Annotated in this window: 10 protein-coding genes; 7 read left to right on the top strand and 3 right to left on the bottom strand. The window is 72.5% G+C overall.

Annotated features, from left to right (window positions below; all coding sequences use genetic code 11):
• Window positions 1–324 precede the first annotated feature (324 nt).
• Entirely contained in the window at window positions 325–4,542 is a 4,218-nt protein-coding gene (locus tag ACIQRW_RS29930; protein ID WP_403765991.1) for a molybdopterin-dependent oxidoreductase, read from the top strand.
• An 18-nt stretch (window positions 4,543–4,560) separates the two neighbouring features.
• Window positions 4,561–5,124 carry an AAA family ATPase gene (locus ACIQRW_RS29935; protein WP_403765994.1) on the top strand — a complete coding sequence of 188 codons (564 nt, stop codon included), beginning with the start codon at window positions 4,561–4,563 and terminating at the stop codon, window positions 5,122–5,124.
• 129 nt (window positions 5,125–5,253) lie between these two features.
• Here ACIQRW_RS29935 and ACIQRW_RS29940 read toward each other — a convergent pair whose 3' ends face one another.
• Both ACIQRW_RS29940 and ACIQRW_RS29945 read right to left on the bottom strand, forming a co-directional pair.
• Window positions 5,254–6,135, bottom strand: a complete 882-nt coding sequence (locus tag ACIQRW_RS29940; RefSeq protein ID WP_329153036.1) for an undecaprenyl-diphosphate phosphatase — start codon at window positions 6,133–6,135, stop codon at window positions 5,254–5,256.
• Between the two features lie 178 nt (window positions 6,136–6,313).
• Window positions 6,314–7,036, bottom strand: coding sequence for a TVP38/TMEM64 family protein (locus tag ACIQRW_RS29945; protein WP_403765997.1), 723 nt, complete (start codon window positions 7,034–7,036; stop codon window positions 6,314–6,316).
• Window positions 7,037–7,085: 49 nt separating this feature from the next.
• Here ACIQRW_RS29945 and ACIQRW_RS29950 point away from each other — a divergent pair, with 49 nt between their 5' ends.
• From ACIQRW_RS29950 to ACIQRW_RS29965, 4 genes are all read left to right on the top strand, one after another.
• Complete coding sequence (locus ACIQRW_RS29950; protein ID WP_403766000.1) at window positions 7,086–7,799, top strand: DNA alkylation repair protein; 714 nt, start codon at window positions 7,086–7,088, stop codon at window positions 7,797–7,799.
• Between the two features lie 66 nt (window positions 7,800–7,865).
• Window positions 7,866–8,015, top strand: a complete 150-nt coding sequence (locus tag ACIQRW_RS29955; protein WP_403766003.1) for a hypothetical protein — start codon at window positions 7,866–7,868, stop codon at window positions 8,013–8,015.
• Window positions 8,016–8,110: 95 nt separating this feature from the next.
• On the top strand, window positions 8,111–9,286 hold the full coding sequence (tuf, locus tag ACIQRW_RS29960; protein WP_403766006.1) for an elongation factor Tu: 1,176 nt from the start codon (window positions 8,111–8,113) through the stop codon (window positions 9,284–9,286).
• 72 nt (window positions 9,287–9,358) lie between these two features.
• Complete coding sequence (locus tag ACIQRW_RS29965) at window positions 9,359–10,204, top strand: spermidine synthase (RefSeq protein ID WP_403766009.1); 846 nt, start codon at window positions 9,359–9,361, stop codon at window positions 10,202–10,204.
• Window positions 10,205–10,251: 47 nt separating this feature from the next.
• Here the strand turns inward: ACIQRW_RS29965 and ACIQRW_RS29970 are convergent, their stop codons facing one another.
• Complete coding sequence (locus ACIQRW_RS29970; RefSeq protein ID WP_403766012.1) at window positions 10,252–11,343, bottom strand: hypothetical protein; 1,092 nt, start codon at window positions 11,341–11,343, stop codon at window positions 10,252–10,254.
• A 121-nt stretch (window positions 11,344–11,464) separates the two neighbouring features.
• On the opposite strand from ACIQRW_RS29970, the gene ACIQRW_RS29975 reads away from it, so the two are divergent.
• Entirely contained in the window at window positions 11,465–11,902 is a 438-nt protein-coding gene (locus ACIQRW_RS29975; RefSeq protein WP_032792876.1) for a DUF4442 domain-containing protein, read from the top strand.
• The last annotated feature ends 140 nt before the right edge of the window (window positions 11,903–12,042 follow it).

Below are 12,042 nucleotides of genomic sequence, written 5' to 3' on the forward strand. Positions count from 1 at the left end.
GCTGCCGTCGCCACGCCGGCCGTGTCACGTCACCGGCCGCCGCTTCCGTCACCGGACGGGCCTCCCGCACCCGGCGTCTCTCCAGTAGTCGGCCGCCCCGCCGGAGAAGTTCCCGCACGATCGCCGTCCGGCGTCGGACACCACCCGCCCCGCACCGCCCGTCACCGAGCGGGCCTCACCGGCGGCCCCCGGGCGGTGTGCAGGCGACGTAACCGTCGTTGTTCGCCCGGTGTCATCCCCGGGTAACGGGCCCTTCCTAGATTCGGGGGTGACCGCAGCCCGCCCCCGCGTCCCTCCGGGAACGCCCGCCCCCGAAGGGCCCCCATGACCGTGCCGACCCCGCCGCCGGACGCTCCCGCCACCGACCGGGTGCGCACGGTCTGCTCGTACTGCGGTGTCGGCTGCGGGATCGTCCTCGACATCGCCGCCGGCCCCGACGGCCGCCGCACCGTCGTGAAGGCCTCCGGGGACAAGGAGCACCCGTCGAACGCCGGCCGGCTGTGCACCAAGGGCGCCACCGGCGCGGACCTCCTCGCCGCCCCCGGACGGCTGACCACCGCCCTGGCCCGCCCCGACCGCAGCGAGCAGCCCGCCCCGCTCGGCCGGGACGCCGCCATCGCGGAGACGGCGCGCCGACTGCGGTCCGTGCTGGACACCCACGGCCCGGACGCGGTGGCCCTCTACGTCTCCGGCCAGATGACGCTGGAGGCGCAGTACCTCGCCAACAAGCTGGCCAAGGGCTTCATCGGGACCAACACCATCGAGTCCAACTCCCGGCTCTGCATGGCGAGCGCGGGCAGCGGCTACAAGCTGTCCCTCGGTGCGGACGGGCCGCCCGGGTCCTACGAGGACTTCGCCCACGCCGACGTCTTCCTCGTCACCGGCGCCAACATGGCCGACTGCCACCCGATCCTCTTCCTGCGGATGATGGAGCGCGTCAAGGCGGGCGCGAAGCTGATCGTCGTCGACCCCCGGCGCAACGCCACCGCGGCCAAGGCCGACCTGTACCTCCGGATCCGGCCCGGCACCGACCTGGCCCTCCTCAACGGGCTGCTGCACCTCCTCGTCGAGAACGGGCACACCGACCCCGGGTTCATCGCCGAGCACACCGAGGGCTGGGAGCAGATGCCCGCCTTCCTCCGCGACTACCCGCCCGCCGCCGTGGCGGAGATCACCGGCATCCCCGAGGACGACATCCGGCGGGCGGCCCGCTGGATCGGCGAGGCGGGCGACTGGATGAGCTGCTGGACGATGGGCCTCAACCAGTCCACCCACGGCACCTGGAACACCAACGCGATCGTCAACCTGCACCTGGCGACCGGAGCGATCTGCCGCCCCGGCAGCGGCCCGTTCTCGCTCACCGGCCAGCCCAACGCCATGGGCGGGCGCGAGATGGGCTACATGGGACCCGGACTGCCCGGCCAGCGATCGGTCCTGGTCGACGAGGAACGCGCCTTCACGGAGGAGCTGTGGGGCGTTCCGCCCGGCACCCTGCGCGCGGACGGCTCGGGCAGCGGCACCGTCGACATGTTCCGGCGCATGGCCGAGGGAGAGATCAAGGCCTGCTGGATCATCTGCACCAACCCGGTCGCCTCGGTCGCCAACCGCCGGACCGTCATCGAGGGCCTGGAGGCCGCCGAATTTGTCGTCACCCAGGACGTGTTCGCCGACACCGAGACCAACGCGTACGCCGATATCGTCCTGCCCGCCGCCCTCTGGGCCGAGTCCGAGGGCGTGATGATCAACTCGGAGCGCACCCTCACCCTCTCCCGCCGTGCCACCGACCCGCCGGGAGAGGCCTGGCCGGACTGGCGCGTCATCGCCGCGGTGGCCTGCGCCATGGGGTACGAGGACGCCTTCGGCTACACGAGCGCCGAGGAGGTCTTCGCCGAGATCACGCGCGCCTGGAACCCGCGCACCGGCTACGACCTGCGCGGGGTGACGTACGAGCGGCTGCGCGGGACGCCTGTGCAGTGGCCCAGCGCCGCCGTCGACGGCCCCGCCCGCAACCCCGTGCGCTACCTCAACGACGGCGTCAGCCAGGAGCTGACCGTGCGGCCCGACGGAAGCGTGCCGAGGCTCGCCTTCCCCACACCGAGCGGCCGGGCCGTCTTCCACGCCCGCCCGCACGTGCCGCCGGCCGAAATGCCCGACGAGGACTTCCCGCATTTCCTCAACACCGGGCGGCTCCAGCACCAGTGGCACACCCTCACCAAGACCGCGAAGATCACCAAGCTGAACCGGCTGGACCCGGGGCCGTTCGTGGAGATCCACCCCGACGACGCCGCCGCCCTGGGCATCGGCGAGGACGACGGCGTCGAGGTCGCCTCGCGGCGCGGCCGCGCGGTGCTGCCGGCCCGGATCACCGACCGGGTCGGGGCGGGGGAGTGCTTCGCCCCGTTCCACTGGAACGACCTGTTCGGCGAGTACCTCGGTGTGAACGCCGTGACCAACGACGCGGTCGACCCGATCTCGTTCCAGCCCGAGCTGAAGGTGTGCGCGGTCCGGCTGGCGAAGGTCGCCGCACCCGCGCCGCGCAACGAACCCGCCGCGGCGGAACGGCCCTCGCCCACCGGTGGCCCCGGTCTCCGATCCGTGGGCACGTCGGGCCCGGTGAACACGTCGGGTCTGGTGGGCACGCTGGGCCTGATGGACACCGCCCCACCCGTCCTCACGGAGACGGAACGCCGCTATCTGACCGGATTCCTCGCAGGCCTGGGCACCCGGCCGGAGGGCACCCCGGTGCTTCCGGCGGGCGCTCCGTTCGCCCCGGACCACGCGCTGTGGGTCAACGGCGTGCTGGCCGGCACGTACTCCCGGCTCGCGGGGACGCCGGAGCCCGAGCCCGCCCCCGCGGCGACGGCGGGCGCCGCGGAGGAACCGGGCCGGCCGGTCGTCGTGCTGTGGGCCTCGCAGACCGGCAACGCCGAGGAGGTCGCCGCGACGGCCGCCCGGACACTGGACGCCGAGGGGTACCGCACCACGCTCCTCGGCATGGACGACGGGACGCCCGACGCCCTGCCGAGCCCGGCCGACCTCCTCGTCGTCACCAGCACCTTCGGCGACGGCGACGCCCCCGACAACGGCTCCGGCTTCTGGGAGGCGCTGAACGCCCCGGGGACCCCGGGCCTGGAGGGCGTCCGCTACGCCGTACTCGCGCTCGGCGACTCCAGCTACGACGACTTCTGCGGCCACGGCCGCCGTCTGGACGAACGCCTCGGCGAACTGGGCGCGGAGCGGCTGGTCCCGCGCACCGACTGCGAACCGGAGTACGAACAGCCCTTCGGGCAGTGGCTCAAGGAGGTCCGGGCGGCGCTGGAGGCGACGACACCGGAAGGGACGGAGCAGGCGGCAGCGGCCGCACCGCCCGCAGCGGCCGCGGCGACGGCGTCGCCGGTCGGGACGGCTCCCGCCCGTCCCTCCAGGGCCGCGCCCGTCACCGCCCTCCTCACCGGGAACCGCCTCCTGAGCCTGCCCGGCGCGACGAAGGAGGTCCGTGCCTTCACGATCGACACGCGGGGCGCCGACACCCCCCTGACGTACACGGCCGGGGACGCACTGGGCGTACAGCCCCTCAACTCGCCGGATCTGGTGGCCGAATGGCTCGCCGTCACCGGACTCGACCCCGCCGCCGAGGTGGATGTCCCCGGGCACGGCCCGGTCGCCCTGGAGACGGCCCTGCACCGCCACCTCGACATCGCCCGCATCACCCCGGACCTGCTGCGTCTGGTCGCCGACCACACGGGGGACCGGTCCCTGAAGAAGCTGCTGCGCCCCGACAACAAGGGCGAGAGGGACCGGTGGATCTGGGGGAGGCAGGCCGTGGACGTCCTCGCCGAACACCCGGTACGGGCCACGGCCGCCGCCTGGGCCGGGGTGCTCGGGCCGCTCCGGCCCCGGCTGTACTCCATCGCCTCCAGCCCGCTCCTGGACCCTCACCGGATGCGGCTGACCGTCTCCGTGATCCGCTACGAGAGCCCCCGCGGCCGGATGCGCAAGGGCGTCGCCTCCACGTTCCTCGCCGACGCCGCACCGGACAGCCCCCTGTCCGTGTTCGTCCAGCGCAACGAACGCTTCCGCCCGCCCGCCGACCCGGCCACCCCGATGATCATGGTCGGACCCGGTACGGGAGTCGCCCCGTTCCTGGGCTTCCTGGAGGAACGCCGGGCGCTCGGCCACCCCGGCGCCAACTGGCTCTTCTTCGGCGAGCAGCACCGTGCCACGGACTTCTACTACCGCGACGAACTCGACGCGCTGAGCCGCTCGGGCACCCTGACCCGGCTGGACACCGCCTTCTCCCGCGACCAGCGGGCCAAGGTCTACGTCCAGGACCGGATGCGCGAGCACGGGGCCCAGCTCTGGTCCTGGCTCCGCGACGGCGCCCACCTCTATGTCTGCGGCGACGCCTCCCGCATGGCCAAGGACGTCGACCGGGCCCTGCGCGACATCGCCGTCGCCCACGGGGGACTCGAACCCGACGCGGCGGCCGCGCAGGTCAAGCAGCTAGCCTCGGACCGCAGATACGTGCGTGACGTGTACTGAACGAGGGAGCGCGGCCCCATGGGGTGGACAGAAGTACCGGTGGACACCGAACCGGCGGCCGCCGCTGTCCTGCTCATCGGCATCCCCGGCAGCGGCAAGAGCACAGTGGCCGCGGCTCTCGCCGCCCGCTTCGCCGCCTCCGCCCACATCGAGGTGGACGCCCTCCAGGAACTCATCGTCTCCGGCGGCCGGTGGCCCTCGCCCGACGGGGACGAGGAGGCGGACCGGCAGATCTTCCTCCGGGCCCGCAACGCCTGCCTGCTGGCGGACAGTTTCGTCGCCGCGGGCTTCCTCCCGGTCATCGACGACGTCGTCGTACGCCGTGCCCACCTCGACTTCTACCGCGCCACGCTCACCGGCGTACCGCTGCACTGCGTGGTCCAGGCCCCGGGCGCCGCGAAGGCCAGGGAGCGCAACCTCGCCCGGGACAAGACGCTGACGACGGACTGGTCCCCGCTGGACGACGCCATGCGCGCCGAACTGGCCGGGGAGAAGATCTGGATCGACAGCGCGGAGCTGACCGTGGACGAGACGGTCGACGCGGTCCTGTCCGCCACCGGCCTGACGCCTCCACCGGCCTGACGCCTCCGCAGCCTGAGGCCCCGGCGTTGTCAGACCCCCGCCGTACGGTGGGGACCATCTATCCGCGCTGCTGGCTGCTGCGCTGCTGGATCGCCCCGCCCGGCTGCTCCCGGGCGGGGCGCACAACGCCTACGGGGTGGTGCCCGCCGACTCACCCGCGTGCGGGCTGAGCACCCCGGCCCAGATCAGGATGAAGAGGACGATGCCGAGGAGGATGCGGTAGATGACGAACGGCATGAAGCTCTTGGTCGTGATGAACTTCATGAACCACGCGATGACGGCGTATCCGACGAAGAACGCCACCAGCGTCGCGAAGATCGTCGGGCCCCAGGAGATATGCCCCTCGCCCACGTCCTTGAGCTCGTAGGCGCCCGAGGCGAGCACCGCGGGGATCGCCAGCAGGAACGAGTAGCGGGCGGCCGACTCGCGGGTGTAGCCCATCAGCAGACCACCGCTGATCGTCGCGCCCGACCGGGAGACCCCGGGGACCAGCGCCATCGCCTGGCAGAACCCGAAGATCAGACCGTCCCTGACCCCCAGCTCCTTGAGCGTCTTGCGCTCCTTCACCACCCGGTGCTTGCCGCCCGACTCGTCGCGCGCGGCCAGCCGGTCGGCGATACCCAGCACGATGCCCATGCCGATCAGCGTCGTCGCGATCAGCCGCAGATCGCGGAACGGGCCCTCGATCTGGTCCTTGAGCGTGATGCCCAGTACGCCGATGGGGATCGAGCCGACGATGACCAGCCAGCCCATCTGGGCGTCGTGGTCACCGCGCATCGAACGGTCCGTCAGCGAGCGGAACCAGGCCGACAGGATGCGTGCGATGTCCTTGCGGAAGTAGATGAGCACCGCCGCCTCCGTGCCGATCTGACTGATGGCGGTGAAGGCGGCCCCCGGGTCGTGCCAGCCGGCGAACGCGGCGGTCAGCCGCAGATGGGCGCTGGAGGAGATCGGCAGGAACTCGGTCAGTCCCTGAACGAGTCCCAGGACGAATGATTCGAACCAGCTCATGGGGCTTTGGCCATCCCGGAGGTGATCGTGCATCGGCCACGGACGACTGGGCCCGTCGGCTGCGTGCGGAGTACGGAGTGCGGTCAAGGACAACAAGGACATCGAGGTCGCGGGCAGCGTATCGCCTGAAAGTAAACGTCAGGCCTACCGCACCGGTCATCCACGTGCCGCCGTACGCTCAGTCCTCCGGCGTGTCCCGGCCGAGCCGGTGGCGCTTGCGCCAGGCGACCAGTGCCCCGCCGAGAGCGGACAGCACGATGAAGCCCATGGCGGCCAGAAAGACCGGCGAGGTCGGCGACGCGGCCTCGCTGCCGGCTATCACGTACGCCGCCGTGTTCGGGATCGACCCCAGCCCGGTGGCCAGGAGGAACGGCGGAGCGCTCATCCGGGAGGTCGCCGCGCAGTAGTTGGCGGCGGCGAACGGGACCCCGGGGAAGAGCCGCAGCGCCAGGACGGACCGGAAGCCGTGCCGGCTCAGCACCCCGTCCGCGGCGGTCAGCAGCCTCCCGCGCAACAGGGTCCGCAGCGCGTCCTGGCCCAGCACCCGCCCCAGCATGAACGACACGCCCGCGCCCAGCACCGTGCCCGCCAGCGCCGCCGCGAGACCCGCCTGCGCGCCGAACAACGCGCCCGCGGCGATGTTGAGCAGCGGGCGCGGCACGAACGCCACCGTCAGCGCCCCGTACGCCAGCCCGAAGAGCATCGCGGCCGTGCCCCCGGTCAGCTGGGGCGGCCAGCCCGACGCCAGCAGCCGCTGTGGTTCGAACAGCAGCATCGTCGACGCGGCCCCCAGCAGGACCACCACGAGCAGCGAGAACCGGGACCACGGTGACAGCAGCGCCCTGGAGAGGCGCAGGGCGGGGCCGGTGGCGGGCCGGGCAGTGGGGACGGGGTCGAACATTCGGGGAGAGTAACCGAAAACGCTGTGTGATCGCCGTAATGTGCCTCGCGTGAACCCCGCCGCCGACGCCCCCGCCCCGCCGGACAGCACCCTCGCCGACACCGTCCTGGAGCGGCTCGTCGCCGTCTACGCCCCGGCCGCCGACCCCGTACGGGCCGAGGGAGCCGCCGCGTACATGAAGCACGTCGCCCCCTTCCTCGGGATCCCCACCCCCGAGCGCCGGGCCCTGTCGCGGGCCGTGCTGGCGGGCGCCGGGCGGCCGGACGAGGCGGACTGCACGGCGATCGCGCTGCGCTGCTGGCGGCTGCCGGAGCGGGAGTACCAGTACTTCGCCGCCGACTACCTGCGCCGGTACGTGGGCCGCTGCACCTCGGGCATCCTGCCCCTCCTGCACCACCTCGTGACCACCGTCCCCTGGTGGGACACGGTCGACGTGCTGGCCGCGCATGTCGCGGGACCTCTGGTCGCCGCCGAGCCGGCGCTCGCCCGGGAGATGGACCGGTGGATCGACGACCCCAGCCTCTGGGCGGCCAGGACCGCCCTCCTGCACCAACTGCGCTACCGGGAAGCCACCGACACCGACCGGCTCTTCGGCTACTGCCTGCGCCGCGCGGACCACCCCGACTTCTTCATCCGCAAGGCGATCGGCTGGGCCCTGCGGGAGTACGCCAAGACCGATCCCACCGCCGTACGCGACTTCGTCGGGGGAGCCGGGACCCGCCTGTCGCCGCTCTCCGCGCGCGAGGCGCTCAAGAACCTCTGAGGCGTCGGGACGAGGCGTCGGGAAAACCATTCGACGGCAACGCCCCGCCCGGCCATGATCAGGGGCATGTTCCGGTACGCCTTCCCCGCAGCGCCGTCCGCAGTCGCGGACGCGCCGAAGGCTGCCGCGAACGACGCGGCCCTCGCGGCGGCGTTCTCCGCGGAAGCGGCAGCGTGCACCGCCGCCGCAGCGCCCATCGGCGGCGCCCGAAGCTGACCCTCCCCCGACAGTCCGGCGGACCCCGTAAGGGGAGGGTCGGCGGGGCCCTGGGGTCTTCTCTTCTCAGCTTCGAGTCATCCAAGGAACGAGCCATGTCCAAGACGGCTTACGTGCGCACCAAGCCGCACCTCAACATCGGCACCATGGGCCACGTCGACCACGGCAAGACCACCCTCACCGCCGCCATCACCAAGGTCCTCAGCGAGCGCGGTGACAGCTCCACCTCCTACGTGTCCTTCGACCGGATCGACCGGGCCCCCGAGGAGGCCCAGCGCGGCATCACCATCAACATCGCGCACGTCGAGTACGAGACCGACACCCGCCACTACGCGCACGTCGACATGCCCGGACACGCCGACTACATCAAGAACATGGTGACCGGAGCGGCGCAGCTCGACGGGGCGATCCTCGTCGTCTCCGCGCTCGACGGGATCATGCCGCAGACCGCCGAGCACGTCCTGCTGGCCCGTCAAGTGGGCGTCGACCACATCGTCGTCGCCCTCAACAAGGCCGACGCGGGCGACCCCGAGCTGACCGACCTGGTCGAGCTGGAGGTCCGTGAGCTGCTCTCCGCGCACGGGTACGGCGGCGACACCGTCCCCGTGGTCCGGGTCTCCGGGCTCAAGGCGTTGGAGGGCGACCCACGGTGGACGGCGGCGATCGAAGGGCTGCTGGACGCCGTCGACACGTACGTACCGATTCCGGTGCGCTACACCGACGCGCCGTTCCTGCTGTCCGTCGAGAACGTCCTGACCATCACCGGCCGGGGCACCGTCGTCACCGGCGCCGTCGAGCGCGGCACCGTCCGCGTCGGCGACCGGGTCGCGGTGCTGGGCGCGGACATCGAGACGGTCGTTACCGGTCTGGAGACCTTCGGCAAGCCGATGGAGTCCGCCGAGGCCGGGGACAACGTCGCGCTGCTGCTGCGCGGGGTGGAGCGCGACCGGGTCCGCCGCGGCCATGTCGTGGCCGCGCCCGGCAGCGTGGTGCCGAGCCGCCGGTTCACCGCCCAGGTGTATGTCCTGTCGACGAAGGAGGGCGGCCGGTCGACCCCGGTGGCCACCGGCTACCGGCCGCAGTTCTACATCCGTACGGCGGACGTCGTCGGCGATGTCGACCTCGGCGAGTCGGCGGTCGCGCGCCCCGGCGACACGGTCACGATGACCGTGGAGCTGGGCCGTGACGTGCCACTGGAGTCCGGTCTCGGCTTCGCGATCCGCGAGGGCGGCCGCACGGTCGGCGCGGGCACGGTCACCGCCCTGCTCTGAGCACCACCGCTGCCCGCCACCCCTGGTCCCGGGGGTGGCGGGCAGCGCGGCGCGGGAGGCGACAATGGAGGCGTGAACGAGCCGATACCCGTCATCCGCGAGGTCGACTGCGGCACCGCCCGGCTGCTGCCCGACGTGGATCGCGACCGGGCCTGGCTGCTCACGGTCGACGACGCCCCCCAGTCCTACGTCGACCTCGACGACCCGTCCCACCTGGAGTTCGAGTACGTGCGCCGGCTCGCCCACGTCGTGGACGGCGCGGCCGGGCCGGGCGAGCCCCTGGACGTCCTGCACCTGGGCGGCGGGGCGCTGACCCTGCCCCGCTATGTGGCGGCGACCCGCCCCGGATCACGCCAGGACGTCGTCGACGCGGACCGCGAGCTGCTGCGGCTGGTCCAGGAGCATCTGCCGCTGCCCGAGGGCAGCGGCATCACCCTGCACGCGGCCGACGCCCGGGAGCGGCTTGAGGCGGTGGTCCCCGCCTCCGCCGACCTCCTGATCGCGGACGTCTTCGGCGGATCCCGTGTTCCGGCGCACCTGACCTCCGTCGAGTACGCGCGGGCCGTGGGCCGGGCGCTGCGCGGGGACGGGATCTACGCCGCCAACCTGGCCGACAGCGCGCCGTTCGCCTTTCTCCGCTCCCAGCTGGCGAACTTCGCCGCGGTCTTCCCGGAACTAGCGCTCATCGGGGAACCGGCCGTGCTGCGCGGGCGGCGCTTCGGCAACCTCGTCCTGCTCGCCTCGTACGCGCCCCTCGACGTGGCCCCGCTCGTCCGCGCCTGCGCCGGCGACGCCTTCCCCGCACGGGTCACCCACGGCCCCGCGCTGACCCGGTTCATCGGCGGGGCCCGCCCGGTGGCGGACGTGGATGCGGTCGCCTCGCCCGAACCGCCCGACGGAGCCTTCAGCGTCGGCTGAGGCTCCGTCGGGCGGTTCGGAGGCGGGAACGGGCTGGGCGCCGCGGGTCAGCCGGTGGGCTCACCGGAGAGGCGGACCGTGCTCAGGATCTTCTGGATGGTGGTGTCCGGAAGCTCGTCCTTGACGCCGGCGGCGGCGTAGAGGACCCAGGTCGAGTAGTCGCCCTTGGAGTTCTTGAAGGAGAAGGCGATCGACTTCCCGTCGCTGTCGCACTTCTCCTTGTTGGCGAGGCCCAGTGCGGTGCCCTGGACGACGCTGCCGGAGAGACCCGACTCGGTGGTGTACGCCTTGGGCTTACTGGTCTTGACCTTGGTCTTGGGATCCAGCTGGGCGTAGGCGGCCCACACCCAGTTGGCGGCCTCGATCGCCGCGGCCTCGTCGGTGCTCTTGGCGCCCTGGGCGCCCTTCGTCCCGACGCCGGCCAGCCCGGTGTCCTCCTGGCTGCCGTCCCCGTCGGAGTCGTCGACGCACCACTTGCTCTTGTAGTAGGCGGGTGCGGAGAAGCCGGCGACCGGCTTACCGGTGGGATCCTTGGCGTCCTCGAAGCCGGAGAACATCCCCGAACTCGCGACCTCCCAGTCACCGGGAACGTCGAACTGCGTGCCCCACTTGGGGTTGGTCACGACCTTCCACCCCGGAACGACCGGCTTGGGGTCGCTGTCGGAGCCCCGCGGGTTCTCCGCGGGCGGTGCGGAGCCGGTGGCCGATTCGCTGGGCTTGGCGCTCGGCGACGCGGACTTCTTGTCGTCGGCGACGTTCTTGCCGTCGTCGTCCTTGCCGAGCACGAGGAAACCGGTGACGCCTGCCGCGACCACGACCGCGGTCGCCGCGACGATCGCCACGATCGTCGTCTTCTTCTTGTCGTCGCCGGGCTTCGGCCCGCCGGGCGGACCCGGGACGGCGTACTGCGGCACCGTCGGCTGCTGGTAGGGATTGGGCTGCTGGTACCCGGGCTGCCCGGCGGGCGGGCCCTGCGGGTATCCATAGCCCGGCTCCGTGGGCTGCCCCGGCTGGCCCTGCGGCGGATATCCCGGTTGCTGGTAGGGATTCGGCTGCTGGTACCCCGGCTGCTGGTACGGGTTCTGGTTCTGGTCCTGCGGGTTCTGCTCGCCCCCGGGCGGCTGCGTTCCTGGCCACATGGCCAGTAACCATAGATGGGGTACCCGGTCACTTCTACGGCCGCCCTGTCCCAGAGCCGTCACAAGGGGATGGCCAAACGGTGCTACTGGTGAGTAACCTTCGGGCATGAGCGCTGAACAGATGACCGTGGGCGAGATGCTCGTCGCGACGGTCCCGATGGCCCGGACCCTCAACCTCGACTTCCTGGAGACGACCCCGGAGCGCGCCGTCGTCCGGCTGCCCGACCAGGCGGACTACCACAACCACCTCGGCGGACCCCACGCCGGAGCGATGTTCACGCTCGCCGAGTCCGCCAGCGGCGCGATCGTCATCGCCGCCTTCGGCGACCAGATGTCGCGCGCCGTGCCGCTCGCCGTGAAGGCCGAGATCGGCTACAAGAAGCTCGCCAAGGGCGAGGTCACGGCGACCGCGACCCTCGGCCGCCCCATAGCCGACGTCGTCGCCGAGCTGGACGCCGGACAGCGGCCGGAATTCCCCGTCGCCATCGAGATCCGGCGTGCCGACGGCGCGGTCACCGGCGAGATGACCGTCGTGTGGACCCTGCGCCCCAACAGCTGAGAAACGGCCGTACGCACCCGGGCCGCGGGCCCCCCCCGGGGGGGGGGGGGCCCCGCCCCCGGGGGGGGGGGGGCCGGCACCCGGGGGGCCCCCCCCCGCGCCCCACCGGGGGGCGTAGCCCCCACCCCCAAACCCGCCCC

This window comes from Streptomyces sp. NPDC091287 (genome assembly GCF_044768525.1).
Lineage (GTDB): Bacteria > Actinomycetota > Actinomycetes > Streptomycetales > Streptomycetaceae > Streptomyces.